This window comes from Nocardia sp. NPDC020380, assembly GCF_044386975.1.
Taxonomy (GTDB): domain Bacteria; phylum Actinomycetota; class Actinomycetes; order Mycobacteriales; family Mycobacteriaceae; genus Nocardia.
Genome location: NZ_JBIRVQ010000030.1, coordinates 50,755 through 72,036 on the forward strand (window position 1 = coordinate 50,755; position 21,282 = coordinate 72,036).

A 21,282-nucleotide genomic window follows, 5' to 3' on the forward strand; every position below is an offset into this window, starting at 1 on the left:
CTGACGCAACGGTACGCCACATAACTTCGTGGAAAGCCCGGTCCGCGCCGATTCCGAGGAGCCTCGTTGACGTCAGTAGCCACCCTCCAAGCGCCCGATCCCACCGGGGCCCGCCGCCCCGTCGCCCGCCGGTACCTGATGTGCCGGCCCGAGCATTTCGAAGTCACCTACGCCATCAATCCGTGGATGGACACCGCCACCCCCGTCGACCGGGCCAAGGCCCTGGCCCAGTGGGACGCGCTGCGCGCCGCCTACGAAGCCCACGGTCACCGGGTCGAGGTCATCGACGGCGTGCCCGGACTGCCCGACATGGTCTTCGCGGCGAATGGCGGCCTGGCCATCGGGGATCGGGCGTTGTCGGCCCGCTTCGCCAATCCCGAACGTGCGGACGAGGGTCCGGCCTATCACCGCTGGCTGGAGGGACAGTTCGCCAAGGCGGCCGCGGCCAGTGAAACCAATGAGGGCGAAGGAGATTTCGCGGTCTCCGGAGACCGCATCCTGGCCGGTACCGGGTTCCGCACCGCGGTCAGCGCGCACCGCGAGGTCGAGGAATTCTTCGGAATGCCGGTCGTCTCACTGGAATTGGTGGACCCGCGCTTCTACCACCTCGACACCGCGCTGATGGTGCTCGACGACACCATCGTCTACTACCCGCCGGCCTTCTCCGCCGAGAGCGCCCGCCTGCTCGCCGAGCTGTACCCGGACGCGATCCTCGCCACCGAGGACGACGCGAATGTGCTGGGCCTGAACGGGGTCTGCGACGGCTACCACGTCTTCCTCAGCAACCGGGTGACGGATCTGGCCGAGGCACTGGCCGCGCGCGGGTACGAGCCGGTGGGCATCGACCTGTCCGAACTGCTCAAGGCCGGCGGCAGCGTGAAGTGTTGCACCCTCGAATTGCACCAGGTCAGAAGGGGATCCGCGCCCGCAGCGGGCTGAGAATGGGGTCTTTGAGCGGGTGCGCCAGGATGAGATAGCGCAGCATCATGATGGCCCCGCTGATCTGCACCACTGCCAGGGGTATCTCCCCGAGCATCGCGGTGCCGATGGAAGTCCAGATGTCGTCGGGTTCGGCTGTGATGATGTCGAACCAGGCGTCCACGAGCAGCAGCATCCCGGTGCCGAAGGCGGGCAGGATCAGCACCACCCGCCTTCGCCAGCCGAGGTAGGCGCAGGTCGCCATCATCAGCACCAGCGCGATATCGAAACCGATCCAGGCCGCGGGCCAGTTGCGGGCCTGGTAGTCGTCGGGCAGCGTGAGCCCGAGGTAGACCATCCACGGAATCAGCGCGAGGCAGCCACCGACCATGAGCGCCAAGCGGGCGCGGCGGATCAGATTCACCACTTCCGGGCGCGGCAGCCGCAATCGTGGCGTGTGCAGCCGCTGGATCAACGCCCGCCGCTCCTCCTCGGACATGGCCGCGATCTCTTCATCGCTCAACTCTCGAACGGCCACCCCTGCCTCCTTCGCCACGGTCACCGAAATCCACTGTGCCGGATCCCCGCCACGCCGACCCCGATCGCCGTGCCCTCGGCGCGTCTCGCGGCCGGTGCCGCGAGCGGGCAATGGTTGCGGCATCGTGCGAGTAGCCACCACCACCAGTGCCCGGTGATCTTGAAGCAGACGCCTACAAGGCGGGGATGCGCCGGGAATTCACTCGCTGGGGACTATCCGATAGCCGTCGGTGGTGGCGATGACGTCGGTGACGTGACCGCGCGGGCGACCGCAGCGACGCTCGCAGCCCGACCAGTGCTGGCGACCAGCGGCGACGACTTCGTCCGCGTCCAAGCCCTCGTGGGCTGATTGTGCTGTGCCGCTGGGGATTACCCGCCCGGATTCGACCGCTTCTGCGGCGTCGGCGCGGATATCGGTGTGGGATTTGGCGCAGCCGGGCAGGCCCGCGCAGGCGCTGACCTGCAGCCAGGGGGAGGCGGCGTCGAAGATGAGGCCCATCGGGGCGAGTACACGCACGACCTGTTCGGCGGTCCATTCGTCGAGGTCGGTGATGACGATGCTGCGCCACGGAGTGAGGTAGACGGGATGTTCGATCGCCGCGATGAATTCGGCGGTGCGGGCGGGCAGCGAGCCCAGGCGCACGCCCGCGCCCAGTGCTACCTTGCCGTCTGCCTGGGTGAGCCAGCCAACCGGAATATCTTGGCGTGCAGTGACTTCCACCGTGTCGGGGCTAGTGGTCAGTCCGGGGTGGGTGGCGAGTTGTTCGGTGAGTTTGTCGTGGCCGTCGGGGATTTCGTGCAATCGCCATTGCCCGTCGCGCAGGGCAAGGAAAGCGTGAGCGGCGGCGAGCATCAGATCGACAGCTTCGGCGGCGGGTACACGTAGTCCGGTGTCCTTGCCCGCCAGCAGGAGTGCGAAATTGCCGTCGTCCACGGCGTGGATGCCGATGTCGCCGCCCAGGCCGCTGACATCGCCGCGCCCGTCGTCGAGGGTGAACAGCACCCGCCCGGGCAGTTCGGCGAGGCCGGGGTGGTCGCGCAATCCCGTGTCGAGGGCGGGGACGAGAGCGTGCACGTCGGCCCAGCCGCCGACGCGGCCGGACAGCGGCGAGGCGATGATGTTGCGCACCCGTTCGTGGGTCGTGCTGGGCAGCAGCCCGGCGGTGGTGAGGCGCTCTTCGAGGGCGGCGGCATCGCGCACCTGCCGCAATTGCACATTGCCGCGTGAGGTCAGTTCGATACTGCCGTCGGCCAATTCGACGGCGGCCTCGGCCAGGGCCTGCAGTTGTGCGGGTTCCAGCCGCCCGCCGGGTATGCGGATACGGGCGAGGGGCCCGTCGGCGGCCTGATGCAGGCGCAGCACGCCCGGGCAGGAATCGGCTTCGTTTCGCTCCATGACCAGCCCAGCCTACGGCGGGCGTCGGTGCCTGGCGCCGACGCCTGTCCGCGGGAGCTCAGGCGGAGCGGCGGGGTTCGACCGGCCGGGAGGCGCCGCGTACGCGCGCGTACGGCGGGGCGAGTTGCCAGCTGTCCTGCAGCAGATTCGGGGTGCGGTGATGATCGACGTGGTCGCGGTGCACGGTGCTGCCCATCGACGCGAAGCCGAACAGCACGGCGGCCGCGCAGATGATGCCCGCGATGAGGGCGTATCGGGCGTGGCCGCTACCCGCGGCCGTCAAAGTCATTGCCAGCATCGCGAAGGCAACCAGAGCGCAAAAGTACACTGACCAGGCGGCAAATCGGTTCCGCCGGACCCATGAGGGAGTATTCGGCATATTCCGAGCGTACGCCTGCAGTGACCGCCGTCACAGGCTTGTGAACAGGGCTTTGGCGCCGCTGGACTCGGGGCATTGCAGGACGCCCTGGCTCTGGGTGACGGCAGATAGCGGGGTCGGCCCGCGGCAGGATCTCGGCGGTCGGACGAATCCAGCTGCGAGGACGGCGGCAATTGGATGGGTCGCCGGCCGGAATCGAGCAGGGCCCCACGCTGATGCGTGGGGCCCTGCTCGGGTTTTGTGCTGTCCGCTCAGGAGTGGCGGGGTTCGATGTATTTGGGGGCGCCGCGGAGCCGGGCGTAGGGCGGGGTCTTTTCCCAGCAGTCGTTGAGGAGGTTGGGGACCAGGTGGTGCTCCACGTGGTCGCGGCGGACGGTCGTCGTCATGATGGTGAGTCCCAGGAGGACGGTGGCGGCGCAGATGATGCCCGCGATCATGGCCCACTGGGTGTGGCCGCTGCCTGCTGCTGTCAATGTCATTGCCAGCGTCGCGAAGGCAACCAGTATGCAGAAGTACCCTGACCAGGCGGCGAAGCGGTTCCGCCTGACCCATCCCGGAGTGCTAGGCATACGGGCAGCGTACGCCCGGACCGGTCGGTCGGACAGTGACGCGGACGAGCCTTTGCCGCACTGTGATCCGCGCGCCCGCGGGCCCCGCGGACCGAATACGACGGCCGTGCAGGCATTGCGCGCACCGCCTTGCACGACCATCCGTTCGAACGCGATAGAGTCGGCGCGCTCGTCGAACGGAAGAAACCGGTGCAATTCCGGTGCGGTCGCGCCACTGTGACAGTCAGACCTTCCCGTCGAGCGCCGAACCGTGCTGGGCGCGTCACCCGAGGAAGGCCGAGACCCTGTGATCCTGCTGCTGTCCACCTCCGACACCGATCTGCTGAGCGCACGCGCCAGCGGAGCCGACTATCGGCTCGGCAATCCGGCGCGCCTGCTGCCGGACGATCTGCCGGGCCTGCTGGAAGGCGCCGACCTGATCGTCGTGCGCATTCTCGGCGGTAAACGCGCCTGGGAGGAGGGGCTGGAGACGCTGCGCGGCAGCGGGATTCCGGTGGTGGCGCTCGGTGGTGAGATCGCGCCGGACGCCGAGCTGATGGAATGCTCGACCGTGCCCGGCGGCGTGGCCGCCGACGCGCACAACTATCTGGCCGCGGGCGGGCCGGGAAACCTGCTGCAGCTGCACAACTTCCTCTCCGACACGGTGCTGCTCACCGGGCACGGTTTCGAGCCGCCGGTGGAGATGCCGAGCTGGGGTGAGCTGGAGCGGGATTCGCGTCCGGTCCCGGCGGGCGCGCCGACCGTGGCGGTCGTGTACTACCGCGCTCAGCATCTGGCCGGCAACACCGGCTACATCGATGCGCTGTGCGCGGCCATCGAGGACAAGGGCGCGCGGGCGCTGCCGGTGTACTGCGCCTCGCTGCGCACCGCCGAACCCGAACTGCTGAGCCGGCTCCGCGAAGCCGACGCGCTCGTGGTGACCGTGCTGGCCGCGGGCGGCACCAAGCCGGCCACCGCGTCCGCCGGTGGCGATGACGAGGCCTGGGATGTGGGCGCGCTCGCCGACCTGGATGTGCCGATCCTGCAGGGACTCTGCCTGACCAGCGGGCGCGAGCAGTGGGCGGCCAATGACGACGGCCTGTCCCCGCTGGATGTGGCCACGCAGGTGGCGGTGCCGGAGTTCGACGGGCGCATCATCACGGTTCCGTTCTCGTTCAAGGAATTCGACGCCGACGGCCTGTCGACCTATGTGCCCGATCCCGAGCGCGCCGCGCGGGTGGCGGGTATCGCGACCCGGTATGCGCGGCTGCGTCATATTCCGGCCGCGAAGAAGAAGATCGCGATCGTGCTGTCGGCGTATCCGACCAAGCACGCCCGTATCGGTAATGCGGTCGGCCTGGACACCCCGGCCAGTGCGATCAAGCTGCTGAGTGAGATGCGTTCGGCTGGTTACGATCTCGGCGCGGAAGGGGAGATTCCGGGACTGGAGCAGGCCGACGGTGACGCGCTCATCCACGCACTGATCGCGGCGGGCGGGCAGGATCCGGACTGGCTGACCGCCGAACAGCTGGAGGGCAACCCGATCCGCATCGGCGCCGATGCCTACACCGCCTGGTTCGACACGCTGTCCGAGGACCTGCGCGCGGCGGTCATCGAAGCGTGGGGCCCGCCGCCGGGGCAGATGTACGTCGACCGCTCCGCCGACCCCAAGGGCGAGATCGTCATCGCCGCACTGCGTTTCGGCAATGTGGTGCTGATCGTGCAGCCGCCGCGCGGTTTCGGGGAGAACCCGGTCGCCATCTACCACGACCCGGACCTGCCGCCGAGCCACCACTACCTGGCCGCCTACCGCTGGCTGGCCGCCCCGGACGGTTTCGCCGCCGACGCCATGGTGCACCTGGGCAAGCACGGCAACCTGGAATGGCTGCCCGGCAAGACCCTCGGCATGTCCGCCTCCTGCGGCACCGACGCCGCCCTGGGCGACCTGCCGCTCATCTACCCCTTCCTGGTCAACGATCCGGGCGAGGGCACCCAGGCCAAGCGCCGCGCCCACGCCACCCTGGTCGATCACCTCATCCCGCCCATGGCGCGCGCCGAAACCTACGGCGACATCTCGCGTCTCGAGCAGCTGCTCGACGAGCACGCCAACATCTCCGCGCTGGATCCGGCCAAGCTGCCCGCGATCCGCCAGCAGATCTGGACCCTCATGCGCGCGGCCAAGATGGACCACGACCTGGGCCTGGCCGAGCGCCCCGACGAAGAAGTCTTCGACGACATGCTCCTGCACGTCGACGGCTGGCTCTGCGAGATCAAGGACGTCCAGATCCGCGACGGCCTGCACATCCTCGGCCAGGCCCCCGCCGGTGAGGCCGAGGTCGACCTGGTCCTGGCCATGCTGCGCGCCCGCCAGCTCTGGGGCGGCGAGGTCAACGTCCCCGGCCTGCGAGAAGCCTTGGGCCTCACCGAAGACGGCAGCGAGTCCCGCGAGCGCGTCGACACCTTCGAGACCCGCGCCCGCGAACTCGTCGCCGCCATGCAGGAAGTCGACTGGGACGTCGATGCCATCGACGCCCTCACCGAAGAACTCCTCGCCGACTTCGGCGACAGCGAGACTACCGCGGATTCGGCAGTGTCGCAGGCGGATTCGCGGTTGGATGCGGTGCGGCGGGTGCTGGGGTTTGCGGCTACCGAGGTGGTGCCGCGGTTGCGGCAGACCGGGGTGGAGATCTCGCGGATTCTGCATGCGTTGAATGGTGGGTTCATTCCGGCGGGGCCGAGTGGGTCGCCGTTGCGTGGGTTGATCAATGTGTTGCCGACCGGTCGGAACTTCTATTCGGTGGATCCGAAGGCGGTGCCGTCGCGGCTGGCGTGGGAAACCGGTCAGGCCATGGCGGATTCGCTGCTGGAGCGGTATCTGGCCGATCACGGGGAGTACCCGCGGTCGGTGGGGTTGTCGGTGTGGGGGACCTCCGCCATGCGGACCTCCGGTGACGATATCGCCGAAGTGCTTGCGCTGCTGGGTGTGCGGCCGGTGTGGGACGAGGCCAGCCGGCGTGTGACGACCCTCGAACCGATCTCGCTCGAGGAGCTGGGACGCCCGCGTATCGATGTGACCGTGCGCATCAGCGGATTCTTCCGGGATGCGTTCCCGCATGTGCTGGCGCTGCTCGATGATGCCGTGCGGTTGGTCGCCGAGCTCGACGAGCCTGACGAGCAGAACTTCGTGCGCGCGCACAGCCGCGCTGATCTGGCCGAGCATGGTGACGAAAGGCGTGCCACCACACGTATTTTCGGTTCCAAGCCGGGCACCTACGGCGCGGGCCTGCTGCAGTTGATCGATTCCAAGAGCTGGCGCACCGATGACGATCTGGCGCAGGTGTACACCGCCTGGGGTGGTTTCGCCTACGGCCGCGATCTGGACGGCGCGCCCGCCGCGGACGATATGCGGACCGCGTACAAGCGAATTGCGGTGGCGGCCAAGAATACCGATACCCGCGAACACGATATCGCCGACTCCGACGACTATTTCCAGTATCACGGCGGTATGGTCGCCGCGGTGCGCGCGCTGACGGGTAAGAATCCGGAGGCCTACATCGGTGACAGCACGCGTCCGGATGCGGTGCGCACCCGCACGCTCTCGGAGGAGACGGCGCGGGTGTTCCGTGCGCGCGTGGTGAATCCGCGCTGGCTCGAGGCGATGCGCAGGCACGGTTACAAGGGCGCCTTCGAAATGGCGGCGACGGTCGATTATCTGTTCGGCTACGACGCGACCACGAATGTGGTGGCGGACTGGATGTACGAGAAGCTCGCCGAGAGTTACGTATTCGACGATACGAACCGCAAGTTCATGGAGCAGTCGAATCCGTGGGCGTTGCACGGCATTGCGGAGCGTTTGCTGGAGGCGGCGGAGCGGAAGCTGTGGGAGCAGCCGGAGGCCGCTACCCTGGACCGACTGCGGCAGGTCTACCTGGAAACCGAAGGCGAACTGGAATAGGCGAATTCCGGATCGGAAGCCATAAGTAAGGCGCGGCACACGGCGTGTCGGGATTGGCGCGCAGGACACGTGCGGACAATCCCGGCACCTGCTCTTCCCTCCGAATGATTCTGAGAGGATCATAAGAATCGTTCGGAGCCGGCTCGGGGAGACGACCGGACAACCCAATGCTCCTATTGGGTCGGACAATTGGATTGGGATTCCCCGATTCGCCGCGTGCAGCAAGTACGCGCAATCGAGTCGTAGCCACAGCGTTTTCACCTCGAAAACGTCTACCCGGCATGCGGTGATTCGGCCGTCGATTGCAGGGAATTATCATGAGAATCGCCAAATTAGCCGCTACCACTTTACTTTCCGTCGCCGCCGTCTGCATCACCAGCGCCACCGCCAGTGGCGCACCCGCCATCACCCAACCGGGCATCAGTGGAGTCGATCGAGGGGTCGGCTACTCCATCGCTCTCGCACCGGACCGCAGTGCCGTCACCACCACCCTCACCGCCGGGCACTTCGCCCTGGAGAACGGTGGCGTCGAGGTGATCGGACCCGGTGGCGATGTCCTGGCCACCGTGCCGCTGAGTTATCAGGCGGCCGATCGCACCCTGTCCGTGGTCCCGGATATCGACGCCGCCGGAACCACTTTGACCATGCACCCGGCCGATGCCACCCAGCTGGCGGCGCCCGATGTGCATACCGTCGCCTTGCAGAACGTGGCCGCCGCCGGATCGATCGTGGCCGGCGCGCTCATCGGCTGCGTCGTCGGCGTCGTGATCGGGATCTGGTTCTTCCTGGTCGGCGCGATCGTCGGCTGCGGTGTGGGCGGCCTGCTGGGCGCCATCATCGCCGGCGATCAACCGTGAATCGATAAGCTGCGGCACATCTCACAGGAACCGCCGGACCGCTGCCCGGTCCGGCGGTTCCGCCGCGCGTTGATATCGGCTCCGCGCGGCGATGTAGTCGGCCGCATACCGTGAAATGGGCTCAGGCCGAGGCGATCTCGATGCCGATGGTGCCGGTGCGTCCGCGGCGCAGTGTGCTGCCCAGGACGATGACCTGACCGATGATGCCGTACTTGCGCTTGATCAGCTGGCGGGTGTTCTCGCTGCCGGCGTCGCCGAGCACGAGCGCGCTGCCCTTGACGGTCTCCCCGTGCGTCTTGCCGCGGAAATCACACGGCTGCAGGGTGACCTGGGGATTGCGCCGGATGCGCTTGACCTTCCAGGTGTTGGTCTCGGTCCAGACGTAGAGCTTGCCATTGTCGAGCGCGGCCCACACGGGGGTCGAGACCGGTGTGCCGTCCTTCTTGAAAGTCGTCAGCGAAACGTACTTTGCAGTGCCCACGGGGCCGAACGGATTGTCCACCTCCGCAGCCTAACCGCTGTGCGGGGGAGAGGCAGGTCACCCGGAAAGTCATAGGCGCGATGGGCGGGTCGCTCCGTAGCGTGGATCGCGACCCACCCACAGCGAGGAGGCAGTACATGACGGCGACCTCGGTCCCGGTTCTCTGGGCCGGCGATCTTCCGGAAACCCTCGACTTCTATCGCACGCTCGGCTACGAGGTCACCTACGAGATGACCCGGCCGTACCCCTTCGGTGCCGTGCAGCGCAATGGGTTCGCGCTGAACTTCGGCCCGACACCCAAGGACATCAGCGCCGAGGCGGCCCATATCGGATGCCTGGTCCTCGTCGACGAGGTCGCGCCCTGGCATGCGGAATTCACCGCGGCCCTGCGCGCCCGCTACGGGCGGATACCCGCGCGGGGCACGCCACGCATCACCCGCTTCCGGCCCGGTCAGACCCGGTTCACGGTGGTCGACCCGGTCGGCAACACCGTCATCTATATCGAGCGCGGCGAACCCGATCCGGAATACGGCGGGTCGACCTCGCTCGAAGGCCTGGACCGGGTTCTGGACAATGCCCGCATCTTCCGCGACTCCAAACTCGACGACAGGGCGGCAGCGCGCGTCATCGAGACGGGCTTGCGCCGCCACGGCGCGAGCGCGACTCCGGTACAACGTGGCCGCGCTTTGGCGATGCTCGCCGAAATCGCGGCGGCCGCAGGTGATTCGGCGAAGGTGGCCGAATCGGTCGCCGCGATCGAACAGCTCGGCTTGAACGCCGCGGACCGCGCGGCCGTTGCCGCCGAACTCGATGTGGTCACCGAGCTACGGCACTGGCTGAGCGACTGACCGGCCCGTTGAGGTCCGGCCCCTGCTGGGGCCGGACCGTGGTCGGCGAGTGCGGTGGAACCGGACCGTGGTCAGCGGGTGCGGGCCGCCACCATACGTAGTGCGAGAGCGGCATTGTCGGCGCCGATGTGGTCCGGGGTGCGGCGATAGCCGGGCGCGTACCAGCGCGCGGTGTCCACACAGAGCGACAGCAATGCCACCGTGGTGGCGCCCGGATCGGGGACGTCGAAGGTGCCGTCGCTGCTGCCCGCCGCGACGAGGCCGCGGATCAGGCCGTGGATGCGCTGCTGGATCTCCCCGACCTCGAGCCGGTGCTCATCGGTGAGGTCGGTGAGATGGTGCAGCACCACGCGGACCGAGGGAGCGTGGTCGGCGTGCCAGACGGTGAGGTCGCGGATGGTGGCGGCCAGGCGCTGTGCGGCGGTGCCCGGTGTCGCCGCGGTCGCCTCGGCCACTTGCAGGGTCAGGCGCAGGGCGGCGATGGAAATGCGATGTAGCACTTCCTCTTTCGAGCCGAAGTGGACATATAACCCGGCGGGGCTGAGGCCGGCCCGGGCGGCGATATCGCGGGTGGTGGTGGCGTGGAAGCCGCGTTCGCTGAAGGCGTCGATGGCGGCGAGGAAGATACGCCGCTGTCCTTCGGGGAAGCGGCGCTGATTGCGTTCCAGGCTTGCCATGGCGGTGGCCAATGCCCCGTCTGCGGCGGCCCGCGGCCGGTCGTCGTCGTTGCCCATCGAATCAGTATCGCGTGGAAGTATTTTCGCCCGCACGTCGGCCGGGCCAAAAGGGATGCAGGATGTTTGCCGCATCAGAATTCGTCCGGGCAGCCGCAGGAGCCGCGGGTGGTCAGCTGGGCGTCCAGGCGTGTCACGCCGGGACGTGCTGTGCCGTCGTCGATCTGCTCGAGCAGTAGATCCACCGCCAGTTCGCCGATGCGGCGGGTGGGCTGGACCATGGTGGTCAGGCCGGGGCGGGTGTAGCGGGCGTATTCGATGCCGTCGAAGGCGACCACCGCGAGATCCTCGGGCACGCGGACTCCGGCGTCGTAGGCGGCGCGCAGCATGCCCATTGCCTGCAGGTCGCTGGTGACGAAGACCGCGGTGGGCCGGCGCGGGCCGTTCATGAGGTCGGCGAAGGCTCGATAGCCCGCGGCGCCGCCGAAATCGGTACGCACGACGGTGCTTTCGGGCAGACCGGCCTGGGCCAGGGTATTGCGGTAGCCCTGCACGCGATCATCGGCGGTCGAGACGTGCGGGCCTGCGAGACAAGCGATCTCGCGGTGCCCGTGCTCGATGAGGTGTCGCACCGCCACCTCCGCGCCGGCCACCGAATCGCACAGCACGTGCGCGCAGCGGGCCGGGTCGATAACGCGGTCCAGGGCGACCAGCACCATATCGGCGGCCTCGCACGCCTCGGCGATGCCGGTGCCCCACGAGGACGAGATGGCCAGCAGGCCTTCGACGCGGCGGTCGATGAACGTTTGCACGTAAGCGCGTTCGCGTTCCTCGTCGCCGTCGGCATTGCCGACGAACAGCGGATAGCCGCGGGCGAAGGCGGCGGCCTCGATGGCCGCGGACAGTTCGGCGAAGAACGGGTTGGCGCCGTCGGGAATCACCATGCCCAGGGCGTGCCCGCGGTTCATGCGCAGGCTGCGCGCGGACATGTTGGGGCGGTAGCCGAGTTCGGCGATGGCGGCTTCGATGCGGGCCTTGGTGGCCGGTGCCACGCTGCGCGGCCCGCCGTTGAGGACGTAGCTCACCAGGGCGGGTGAGGTGCCCGCCAGGCGGGCGACGTCGGCGCGTGTGACTGCCATTGCGATCTCCTTGTTCACGGCTCCGCGCAAGCTTGCCCGTTACCGGGGCGAATCGGCTTGGCGCACACGGTCACTTGACAGGTCGGTGACTCAGGTCACAGACTACCAATCAACTCGTATTGTCAACACGAGTTGATACCACACGGATAGGTCCAACACCATGCATGCTCGACTGTGGCGCACCGCAGCGCCTCTCCTGCTCATCGGCGTTCTGCTGGCGGCCACCGGCTGCGGCCGGGGCGGCGATCACGGCTCCGGCGACTACAAGATCGCCATCGTGACCCGCAACTTCACCAACCCGTACTGGGCGGCCCTGCGCGACGGCGCCATCGCCGAAGCCAGCCACCTGGGCGTGAAGGTGTCGGTGCAGGCCGGGCAGTCCGAAACCGATGCCGACGGGGAGAACGCGCAGATCTCCACCATGGCCGCGCAGGGCTACGACTGCTTCGGCGTGGTGCCCGTCAACGGCACCAATGTGATCACCCCGCTGACCACGGTGGCGCGCAAGAAGACGCCGATCCTCAACCTGGACACCCAGATCGACGCGAACGCCTCCCAGCAGGCCGGGGTGTCGTATGCGAGCTTCATCGGCTCCGACAACCTCGAGGCCGGCAAGACCGCCGGGCAGCAGATGCTCGCCGCACTCGGCGGCAGCGGGAAAGTCGCGGTGCTGCAAGGCATCGCCGGTGAACAGAACGGCATCAACCGCGATCAGGGCTTCAGCGACACCGTCGCCGGCAAGCTCGACATCGTGCAGCGCGCCCCCGCCGACTATGAGCAGGACAAGGGCCTGCAGGTCACCGAGGCGATCCTGAAGGCGCACCCGGACATCACCGGCATCTTCGCCGCCAACGACACCATGGGACTCGGTGCGGCACAGGCCATCAAGAACGCCGGGCGCACCGGGCAGATCAAGGTCATCTCCGTCGACGGCATCAAGGCCGCTCTCGACGCGGTCAAGGCCGGCACGCTCTACGGCACCGTCACCCAATACCCCTACGCCGAAGGACAACTCGCCGTGCAGGGCTGCCTGGCGCTGCATCAGGGCAAGCAACTGCCCGCGCGGGTGGTCTCGCCGATCGCGTTCATCAACACCGCCAATGTCGATCAGCAGATCGGGGCCTTCCCCAAGCCGATCGTCACCTTCGACAATCCGGTGGAAGGACTGCTGAACAAATGACGGCCGCCGCTGAACTCGCTCCCGCCACCGAGAACCGCGGCGGACGCCGCGAAATCCTGTCCAAGGGCGCGGAATACGCCGCACCCATCGCGCTCGCGGCGGTGTGGGTGGGCTTCTTCATCGCCACCCCGAACTTCCTGACGGTGGACAACATCAGCGATCTGCTGGTCGCCTCCGCCATCTTGACCGTGCTGGCGCTCGGGCAGCAGTTCGCGATCGTGGTGGGCGGCATCGACCTCTCGGTAGGGGCCAACCTGCCCTGGTCGGCGGCGCTGCTGGGATACCTGACCAGCCACGGGCATCCGGTGGCGCTGGCGATCCTGGCCGCGGTCGCGGGCGGGACGGTGGTCGGCATGCTCAACGGGGTGCTCGTGGGGCGGCTGCACATGACCGACTTCGTGGTCACCCTCGGCATGCTCAGCGTGCTCAGCGGATTGACCTTGCTGCTGACCCACGGCAACACGGTCGCGGTGAACTCGGGGTTCCTGCAGAAACTCGCACTCGACGGGATCGGGCCGGTGCGCTGGTACTGGCTGCTGGCGCTGTGCGCGGCACTGGTGGCGGCGGTGGTGTTGTTCCGGACCCGGCTCGGCACGCATCTGCTGGCGACCGGCGGGCGGATGGAATCGGCGCGCGACACCGGCATTCCGGTGAACCGGATCCGGTTGCTGGCCTACAGCGGCTCGGGTCTGCTGTGCGGGATCGCCGGAGTCATGCTGGTGGCGCGCAACGGCGGGGCGGATCCGTCGTTGCAGACCACCTATCTGCTCAGTTCCATCGCGGCCGTGGTGCTGGGCGGGTCCTCGCTCAGCGGCGGCAAGGCGTCGGTGCTGGGAACCGTGTGCGGGGCAATTCTTTTCACCTCGCTGATCAACGGGTTCACCATTCTCGGCATCTCGCAGTACTACCAGCCGATCGCCGTCGGCGCGGTGCTGCTGCTGGCCGCGGCCATCGCCCGATTCCGAAAGTAGGCCGCCGCCATGACGAAACCTTTGCTCGAGGCGTACGACCTCACGAAATCGTTCGACTCCGTGCGTGCGCTCGGCGGTGTCACACTCACCATTCCCGAGGGGGAGGTGACCGCGCTGGTCGGCGACAACGGGGCGGGCAAATCCACCCTGGTGCGGTGCCTGACCGGTGTACAGGCGCCCGATACCGGGCGAATTCTGTTCCGCGGTGAGCAGGTTCGCCTGCGCACGCCCGAGGATGCGCGAAAGCTGGGCATCGAGACCGTGTATCAGGATCTCGCGCTCATCGACGACCTCGCGGTGTGGCAGAACCTGTTTCTCAACCGGGAGCTCGTTCATCCCTTCGGCCTGGTCAACCGCCGGGCCATGATCGCCGAGAGCGCCACCATCCTGCGTGATCTCGACATCGACGTGCCCTCGGTGCGTACCACCGTGCGGCGCATGAGCGGCGGTCAGCGCCAGAGCATCGCCATCGCTCGCGCTGTGGCGTGGGGTAAGGCCATGGTGATCATGGACGAACCCACCGCCGCGCTCGGCGTCCGCGAAACCGCCGCGGTCGAGAAACTCGTTCGCGGCCTGCGCGATCGGGGCATCACCGTCCTGATCATCAGCCACGATCTGGCCCAGGTCATGCGTATCTGCGACAACGTCGTGGTCCTGCGCCGCGGGCGCTCCGTGGCCTCGCACCGCATCGACGAGGTCGACGGCGATCGCCTCGTCGCTCTGATCACCGGCGCCGCGCCCGGCAACCTCGAACCGGCAGGGGAGCGCGCATCGTGAGGCGTGGCCGCGTAGTGGTGATCGGCTCCATCAACCAGGACATCGTCTCCGAAGTCGAGCGCCTGCCCGGCCCCGGTGAAACCGTGCTCGCCCACGCGAGCCGGAACAACCTGGGCGGCAAGGGTTCCAACCAGGCCGTCGCTGCCGCCCGCGCCGGTGCCCGGGTACAGATGGTCGCGCGCGTTGGTGCGGAGGATGAAACACGCCTGCGCGCAGAGCTGCGGGACCTCGGTGTCGCGGCCGAGGGTGTGCACGGTGTGCCGGGACTGCGCACCGGCACGGCCTACATCACCGTGGCGGCAGGGGAGAACCAGATCGTGGTCGACCCCGCCGCCAACTCCTGCTGGGATCCCGGCCTGCGAGTCGACACCGCGATCGGCAGACCTGCGCCGCGCGATCGGGATTCGCCTCTGGCCGGGGCATCCCTGACCGAGACCGCGATCACCCCGGCCGACGGAGATGCCCGGCAGTCGTCGCCTGGGCATCACGCCGCGGAATCGGAGCTGGGCAGTGTCGTCGCGGAGGCCCGGTCGAGCGCCGATCGTGTGCTCGCGGTGGCGGGTTCGGTATTCGAGGCCGAGCTGCTGGCGGCGGCGGATGTCGTGGTGGCGCAGTTGGAGATTCCGGTCGAGGTGGTGGCGTGGGCGGCTGGGCGGGCTCGGCGGCTGGTGCTGAATGCGGCGCCGGCGTTGGAAGTGCCTCGGGAGGTGCTGGAGCGGGCGGATCCGTTGGTGGTCAACGAATTCGAACTGGCGGTGATCGACGGGGGCGGGGTCGCCACGCCGGATGAGGGGCTTCGCCGAGCGCGGGAACTGTGCCTCGGCGGGGTACCGGCGGTGGTGGTCACGCTCGGGGCGGCCGGGTCCGTGTGGGCCCGGCGCGCCGGGGATCACAGCGTCGAGAGCGGGTATCAGGCTGCGCCGCGGGTGGATTCGGTCGATTCCACCGGAGCGGGTGACTGTTATGTGGGTGCGCTCGCCACCGCGCTCGCGGAGGGGCAGTCGTTGGAGGCCGCGGTGGTGTTCGCCACTGCGGCGGCCGCGCTGGCCGTGCAGCGGATCGGGACGCATTCGTCGTATCCGGGGCGTGAGCGTATCGCCGCGGTGGTGGCGGAGTTGCTCGGGGAGCGGGAGTCGGTCTGATCCGGCGGGCTCGTATCAGGTTTCATCGCTTGTCATATGGAGGATTACTGTGCGCACTGCTGGAATAGTGCATGCCGGGTTGATGTCGGCGTTGGTTTCGTTGCGGCATACCGACTTGTTCGCGGTGGCTGATTCAGGGCTGCCGGTGCCGGCCGGGGTGCCTGTGATCGATTTGGGTATCGCGTACGGGTTGCCGCGATTCGCGCCGGTCCTGGAGTTGATTCTGGGTGAGGTGACCGTCGAGGCTGCCTGGGGGAGTCGCGAGGTCAGTGAGCACAATCCGGAGACGGCCGAGCTCCTGGCGAAGAAGGTGGGGGCGCAGTGGCTGCACCACGAGGAGTTCAAGGCCCGGATTGTCGAGTGCCGGTTCGTGGTTCGGACGGGAGAGGATCGGCCGTACGCCAATGTGCTTTTGCGCGCGGGTGTTCCATGGCTGTGACCGGCCGATGACCCGATTGCCGGGTTGATCGATCTTCAGTAGATCTTCAGACCGTGGCAGTGACTGCTCGGCAACAATCGGGGGATGCCCCTGCGACTCGTGGCCTCGACGGCGGATGCCTCTCCGCCTCCGCCTCCACCGAATTTCGACAAGGTAGCGACCGGGAGTCGTGGGCACGGGATTTCGCTGTTGCACGGGTGGTTGCCGCCCACGGTCGAGATCGCGGCATTGATCCTGGTGCTGCTGGTGATCGGGTGGCGGACGCGGCGGTGGCGGCTGCTCTGGCTGCCGCTGTCGCTGGCCGCGGGGCTGCTGGGCGCATTCGCAGCACACCAGGTGGTCTACAACGAAGGCTGGGCGACCGGGCCCGACAAGGCGCCGATGCTGTTGTGGCTGTGCGCGGGCGGGGTCGTGACCGTGTTCTTCGTGGCGGTGCTGGGCTGGCGTAGCGCGCGCTGGTGGCGGCGACTACTCGTCCTGCCCGCTATGGCCTTGGTGCTGGTCAGCTCACTGATCGTGCTCAACCAATGGGTCGGCTACTTCCCGACGGTGCAGATCGCCTGGAAAGCGATCAATGCCGCACCCCTGCCACAACAGACCTCACTTGCCAGCCTGTCCTCGTTGCGCGGCAAACCCCAGCAGGCCGGCAAGGTAGTACCGATCCAGACCCCCGACACCGTCAGCGGCATGTTCCACCGCACCGAATACGCCTACCTGCCCCCGGCCTGGTTCACCGGCGCGACGCCCCCGAAACTGCCCGTCGTCATGATGATCGGCGGCGAATTCGCCACCCCCGACGACTGGATCCGCGTCGGCAACATCCTGCCCGCCCTCAACAGCTACGCCACCGAACACGACGGCTGGGCCCCCATCCTCGTATTCGTCGATACCGGCGGCACATTCACCAACGACACCGAATGCGTCAACGGCCCCCGCGACAACGTCGCCACCCACCTCACCCAAGACGTACCCCCCTACATCGAAAAGACCTTCGGCACAGCCACATCCGCGGCCCAATGGGCAGTGACAGGCTGGTCGATGGGCGGTACCTGCGCCATCGACCTCGCCGTCATGCACCCTGACCAATTCGGCACTTTCATCGACATCGCCGGCGACATAGGCCCCAACACCGGCAACAAAGCGCAAACCATCCAACGCCTCTACGGCGGCAACGCCCAGCAATGGGCAGCCTTCGACCCCCGCACCGTCATGACCACCCACGGCAACTACACCGGCATGACGGGCCTCCTCTACGCCTTCACCCCCACCGGCCCCTACGGCAAATGGACCGGCGGCCAAACCCCCACCGCCGCCACCGACGAACGCACCTTCCTCAGCGGAAAATCCAGCAACACAATCAAACTCGACTCCGCCACCGCCCTCTACACGACGGCCACCAAGGCCGGCATCACCGTCACCCTCTACAGCACCCCCGGCAACCACACCTGGCAAGCCGCCTCCGGCGCCTTCGACTCCGCCCTCCCGTGGCTCTTCGACCACCTCCACGCCGCGGCTTCGTGATCAGACGGTGGTCAGTACCTGCGGGCCGTCGGGGGTGATGGCGACGGTGTGTTCGGAGTGGGCGGTGCGGGAGCCGTCGGCGGAGCGGAGGGTCCAGCCGTCGGGGTCGGTGATGATGCGGTCGGTGGTGCGGGCGAACCAGGGTTCGATGGCGATGGTGAGGCCGGGGCGGAGGCGGAAGCCGCGGCCGGGGCGGCCGGTGTTGGAGATGTGGGGGTCTTCGTGCATGGTGCGGCCCAGGCCGTGACCGCCGAATTCGGTGTTGACGCGGTAGCCGGCGGCTCGGGCCACGCCGCCGATGGCGGCGGAGATGTCGCCGATGGTGTTGCCGGGGTGGGCTACGGCGATGGCGGCGGTGAGGGCTTCCTCGGTGGTGCGGACCAGGCGGGCGTCTTCGGGGTCGGGGGTGCCGACGATGACGGTGGTGGCGGAGTCGGCTACCCAGCCGTCGATGCTCACGGCCAGGTCCATGGTGAGGACGTCGCCGTCGGACAGGGCGTAGTCGAAGGGCAGGCCGTGCAGGACGGCGTCGTTGACCGAGAGACAGACGGTATTGCGGAAGGGGCCCCGGCCGAAGGAGGGGGCATAGTCCCAGTAGCAGGAGACGGCGCCGCGTTCGCGGATGCGTTCGCGGACTATGGCTTCCAGTTCGAGCAGGTTCACCCCGATCTGGGCGCGGTCGCGTAGTTCGGCGAGCACGCCGGCGACGAATCGGCCGGTGATGCGCATGCGTTCGATCTCTGCGGGAGTCTTGAGCTCCACCATGACAACCTCCGTTTATCGGTATTTTAATACCGACCATAGCGGGTTGCGGTATTTTTATACCAACCGTAAGGTGGCGGGCATGGTTCGACTTCCGTTGACTCCCGCCCAGGTCGAGGCCGGTCGCCGACTGGGATGCGCATTGCGTACCGCGCGCGGTGAGCGTGAGCTCGGTGCGGTCGCCGTCGCCGCGGGGATCTCGCCGGAGACGCTGCGCAAGATCGAATCCGGGCGTATGCCCACGCCGGCCTTCGGTACCGTCGTCGCGCTCAGCCGTACTTTGGGCCTCTCGCTCGAGGAACTCGCCGATATCTGGCAGCCGGGCGCCGAGGCGCAGCGCTCGGCCTCCTGACTCGGCGAATTCCGTTCAGTCCAGGCTCAATTCCACCGGTACGGCGATCACATCGACCATCGCGCCATTGCGCAGGACCGTGACCGGTAGCGAGCGGCCGATCGCCTCGGCGAAGAGCTGGCTCTGAATGCCCTGCGCATCACGGATTTCCGTGCGTGCGATGCTCAGCACGAGGTCCCCGCGCCGCAAGCCGGCGCGTTCGGCCGGACCGCCGCGCACGATCTCCACGATGCGCAATCCGGCATCCTGTCCGGTGCGGGCGGCCACGGCGGCGGGTAGGGGAGCGGGCACGCCGACCACGCCGAGATAGGCGCGTCGCACCCGGCCTTCGTGCAGCAGGGTGGTGATGATGCGGCGGGTGGTGATATTGATCGGAATGGCCAGGCCCAGGCCGATACCGGCGACCGCGGTATTGATACCGACCACCCGGCCCGCCGAATTCGCCAGCGCACCACCGGAATTGCCAGGATTGAGGGCGGCATCGGTCTGGATGACGTCCTCGATCACGCGCGCGGCGCGACGATTGCCCACCGGCACCGACCTGCCGAGCGCGCTGACCACGCCCGCGGTGACCGATCCGGCCAGTCCCAGCGGGCTGCCCACGGCCACCACCAGCTGACCCACCACCAGATTGTCGGCATCCCCGAGCGCCACCGCTCGCGGTGCGCCACTGCGGGCGCGCAGCACCGCCAGATCCGAGAGCGGGTCCACGCCCACCACATCGAATCGGGACTCGACACCGTCGGCGAAGACGATCACACCGTTTTCGGCAGACCCGACCACATGCGCGTTCGTGAGCAGGAAGCCGTCATCGGTGAAGACGACCGCCGACCCGCTGCCGCGTTTGGTCTGCACGCTCGCCACGTGCGGAGTCACCGATTTCGCGACGGCGACGACCGTGCGCGAGTAGGCGTCCATGGCCGCGGCCTCCGGGTCGCCGAAGCCGGGCGGCAGGGATTCGGTGCCCGGCGTGGTCGAGCCGTCAGGGCTATCGGCGGCGGGATCGGGCTGTGCCGTCGCCGAGAAGACAGATTCGTCGTCCACGACGATCACCATCCCGATTACATGATTACGTTGCCTTCACTCCAGGATGCGCGCGCGATTGCCACCTCGACAACCGGTTCGCCGACAGCGCAACCACATGACCTCGCTGCGCCCGTCGCATTCACCGAACTGACGGCGCGATCTATCGCGCTCGCGCGAATCGGCGCATGAGGGGTTTGTCCACACCGTGGTAGATGACCGCCGCGGCTGCCAGGGCGAGTGCGAAACATAATGCCGCGCAACCCAGCCAGCCCAGCAACCCGAACCGTCGCCCGGCGATGACGTAGCGGGTGATGAGCACCATGACCGGGAATTGGATGAGGTAGAACGCGAAGGACACCTCACCGAACCACACCATCACCCGCGAGGAGCTGACGCCGCCGAGCCCGCGCATGTCGCGGGCGGCGAGGGTGGCGATCAGCGCCGCCATCGGCACGACCTCCAGAGCCGACATCTTGAAATCGATCGGCACCACCCAACTCGCCACATACGCGAGAAATGCCGCCATCAGCGCGGGAACCAATCGGGTACTGCGCCACTGGCCTTCGAGCACGGCCCGCGCGGCGAGCACCCCGACATAGAACTCCGGCAGCCGCGAGAGCGGGAAGTCATAGCTGCTCCAGTAGGAGCGCAGCACGGGAATATCGGGCTGGGCGAACCACGCCGGTGAGGCGTGCAGCTCGGCCGGCGGTGACGTGTCCCCGGGAACGAGCCTGGGGGCGAAGGCATTCGCGATGCCGCGCGGGCCGTCGAAACCGAGGAAATACACCAGATGCAAGGCCAGGATGAACAGCCCCGCACCCGCAATCGCAGCCAGCAGCCACCGCGACGGGATCCGCCGCACCAGCGGCAGTGCGAGCGGAAAGCTCAGGTAGAACAGCATTTCCGAGACCAGCGACCAGGACGGCACATTCAATCCACCGACCGTCGTCCACTTCGGCCACCAGGTGTGGATCAGAAGCACGTTCGGCAACCACAGCACGATCCGCCCGACCGGCACGGCCGCGACCACGATGAAGGCCGCGGCCGCGACCAGGTGCGTCGGATAGATCTTCAGGACGCGCCGGCGATAGAACGCCCGCGTCGAGGATCCGGGCCGGAATGACCAATAGATGATGAATCCGGACAGGACGAAGAAGAACGTCACCCCCGCCGCACCGAGCTGCATCGGCAGGAAATCCTGGTGGATCCGCCGGAACAGCTCGGACTTCTGGAACGGGTAGGCGGGCAACAACACCAGCGCGTGCAGGACGAACACCGCCAGCGCGGCCCACCAGCGCGCGCCGGTCAAACTCGGCAGCCGCGCCCGCACCGAAGGCAACGCCGCAGCCGGGGCCGCGACGTCGGCGGGTGCGGTCATTG

At 67.9% G+C, this 21,282-nt stretch carries 20 protein-coding genes, 1 pseudogene and 1 riboswitch; of the genes and pseudogenes, 11 read left to right on the top strand and 10 right to left on the bottom strand.

Annotation, left to right across the window (positions count from 1 at the left end; all coding sequences use genetic code 11):
- Positions 1–66: 66 nt before the first annotated feature.
- Positions 67–939, top strand: a complete 873-nt coding sequence (gene ddaH, locus ACH438_RS45475) for a dimethylargininase (RefSeq protein ID WP_397017417.1) — start codon at positions 67–69, stop codon at positions 937–939.
- Here ddaH and ACH438_RS45480 read toward each other — a convergent pair.
- From ACH438_RS45480 to ACH438_RS45495, 4 genes are all read right to left on the bottom strand, one after another.
- Positions 908–1,480: a hypothetical protein gene (locus ACH438_RS45480; RefSeq protein WP_397017419.1), complete on the bottom strand. Its 573-nt coding sequence runs from the start codon at positions 1,478–1,480 to the stop codon at positions 908–910. The genes ddaH and ACH438_RS45480 overlap by 32 nt on opposite strands.
- A gap of 174 nt (positions 1,481–1,654) precedes the next feature.
- Positions 1,655–2,857, bottom strand: coding sequence for a precorrin-3B synthase (cobG, locus tag ACH438_RS45485; protein ID WP_397017455.1), 1,203 nt, complete (start codon positions 2,855–2,857; stop codon positions 1,655–1,657).
- A 52-nt stretch (positions 2,858–2,909) separates the two neighbouring features.
- Complete coding sequence (locus ACH438_RS45490; protein WP_397017421.1) at positions 2,910–3,140, bottom strand: hypothetical protein; 231 nt, start codon at positions 3,138–3,140, stop codon at positions 2,910–2,912.
- 341 nt (positions 3,141–3,481) lie between these two features.
- Positions 3,482–3,799 (bottom strand): hypothetical protein, encoded by a 318-nt coding sequence (locus ACH438_RS45495; RefSeq protein ID WP_397017423.1) that lies wholly within the window; start codon positions 3,797–3,799, stop codon positions 3,482–3,484.
- Between the two features lie 144 nt (positions 3,800–3,943).
- A riboswitch (cobalamin riboswitch) is annotated at positions 3,944–4,163 on the top strand.
- A gap of 99 nt (positions 4,164–4,262) precedes the next feature.
- Between ACH438_RS45495 and cobN the strand changes: the two are divergent.
- Both cobN and ACH438_RS45505 read left to right on the top strand, forming a co-directional pair.
- Positions 4,263–7,733, top strand: a pseudogene (cobN, locus tag ACH438_RS45500) (cobaltochelatase subunit CobN); the annotation flags it as partial.
- Between the two features lie 317 nt (positions 7,734–8,050).
- Positions 8,051–8,590: a hypothetical protein gene (locus ACH438_RS45505; protein WP_397017425.1), complete on the top strand. Its 540-nt coding sequence runs from the start codon at positions 8,051–8,053 to the stop codon at positions 8,588–8,590.
- A gap of 121 nt (positions 8,591–8,711) precedes the next feature.
- Here ACH438_RS45505 and ACH438_RS45510 read toward each other — a convergent pair whose 3' ends face one another.
- Positions 8,712–9,092 carry a PPOX class F420-dependent oxidoreductase gene (locus tag ACH438_RS45510; RefSeq protein ID WP_397017427.1) on the bottom strand — a complete coding sequence of 127 codons (381 nt, stop codon included), beginning with the start codon at positions 9,090–9,092 and terminating at the stop codon, positions 8,712–8,714.
- A gap of 116 nt (positions 9,093–9,208) precedes the next feature.
- On the opposite strand from ACH438_RS45510, the gene ACH438_RS45515 reads away from it, so the two are divergent.
- Positions 9,209–9,919: a glyoxalase gene (locus tag ACH438_RS45515; RefSeq protein WP_397017429.1), complete on the top strand. Its 711-nt coding sequence runs from the start codon at positions 9,209–9,211 to the stop codon at positions 9,917–9,919.
- Positions 9,920–9,990: 71 nt separating this feature from the next.
- Here ACH438_RS45515 and ACH438_RS45520 read toward each other — a convergent pair whose 3' ends face one another.
- Positions 9,991–10,653 (bottom strand): TetR/AcrR family transcriptional regulator, encoded by a 663-nt coding sequence (locus tag ACH438_RS45520; protein ID WP_397017431.1) that lies wholly within the window; start codon positions 10,651–10,653, stop codon positions 9,991–9,993.
- 74 nt (positions 10,654–10,727) lie between these two features.
- Complete coding sequence (locus ACH438_RS45525) at positions 10,728–11,732, bottom strand: LacI family DNA-binding transcriptional regulator (RefSeq protein WP_397017433.1); 1,005 nt, start codon at positions 11,730–11,732, stop codon at positions 10,728–10,730.
- Positions 11,733–11,892: 160 nt separating this feature from the next.
- Between ACH438_RS45525 and ACH438_RS45530 the strand changes: the two genes are divergently transcribed.
- The 6 genes from ACH438_RS45530 (at position 11,893) to ACH438_RS45555 (ending at position 17,762) form a co-directional block, all read left to right on the top strand.
- On the top strand, positions 11,893–12,912 hold the full coding sequence (locus tag ACH438_RS45530) for a substrate-binding domain-containing protein (protein ID WP_397017435.1): 1,020 nt from the start codon (positions 11,893–11,895) through the stop codon (positions 12,910–12,912).
- Positions 12,909–13,883, top strand: coding sequence for an ABC transporter permease (locus ACH438_RS45535; protein WP_397017437.1), 975 nt, complete (start codon positions 12,909–12,911; stop codon positions 13,881–13,883). Before ACH438_RS45530 ends, ACH438_RS45535 begins: the two co-directional genes overlap by 4 nt.
- A 9-nt stretch (positions 13,884–13,892) precedes the next feature.
- Positions 13,893–14,660: an ATP-binding cassette domain-containing protein gene (locus ACH438_RS45540; RefSeq protein ID WP_397017439.1), complete on the top strand. Its 768-nt coding sequence runs from the start codon at positions 13,893–13,895 to the stop codon at positions 14,658–14,660.
- Positions 14,657–15,802 (top strand): ribokinase, encoded by a 1,146-nt coding sequence (locus ACH438_RS45545; RefSeq protein ID WP_397017441.1) that lies wholly within the window; start codon positions 14,657–14,659, stop codon positions 15,800–15,802. Before ACH438_RS45540 ends, ACH438_RS45545 begins: the two co-directional genes overlap by 4 nt.
- 49 nt (positions 15,803–15,851) lie before the next feature.
- Positions 15,852–16,241, top strand: coding sequence for a D-ribose pyranase (gene rbsD, locus ACH438_RS45550; protein WP_397017443.1), 390 nt, complete (start codon positions 15,852–15,854; stop codon positions 16,239–16,241).
- 84 nt (positions 16,242–16,325) lie between these two features.
- Positions 16,326–17,762: an alpha/beta hydrolase gene (locus ACH438_RS45555; protein WP_397017445.1), complete on the top strand. Its 1,437-nt coding sequence runs from the start codon at positions 16,326–16,328 to the stop codon at positions 17,760–17,762.
- On the opposite strand, the gene map is transcribed toward ACH438_RS45555, so the two are convergent.
- On the bottom strand, positions 17,763–18,527 hold the full coding sequence (gene map / locus ACH438_RS45560; protein WP_397017447.1) for a type I methionyl aminopeptidase: 765 nt from the start codon (positions 18,525–18,527) through the stop codon (positions 17,763–17,765).
- Positions 18,528–18,606: 79 nt separating this feature from the next.
- Here map and ACH438_RS45565 point away from each other — a divergent pair, with 79 nt between their 5' ends.
- A complete protein-coding gene (locus ACH438_RS45565) occupies positions 18,607–18,876 on the top strand; it encodes a helix-turn-helix transcriptional regulator (protein ID WP_397017449.1) in 270 nt (89 codons plus the stop codon).
- Between the two features lie 15 nt (positions 18,877–18,891).
- Here the strand turns inward: ACH438_RS45565 and ACH438_RS45570 are convergent, their stop codons facing one another.
- Positions 18,892–19,794: a S1C family serine protease gene (locus ACH438_RS45570; RefSeq protein ID WP_397017457.1), complete on the bottom strand. Its 903-nt coding sequence runs from the start codon at positions 19,792–19,794 to the stop codon at positions 18,892–18,894.
- 268 nt (positions 19,795–20,062) lie between these two features.
- A complete protein-coding gene (locus tag ACH438_RS45575) occupies positions 20,063–21,280 on the bottom strand; it encodes an acyltransferase family protein (protein WP_397017451.1) in 1,218 nt (405 codons plus the stop codon).
- Positions 21,281–21,282: the final 2 nt, after the last annotated feature.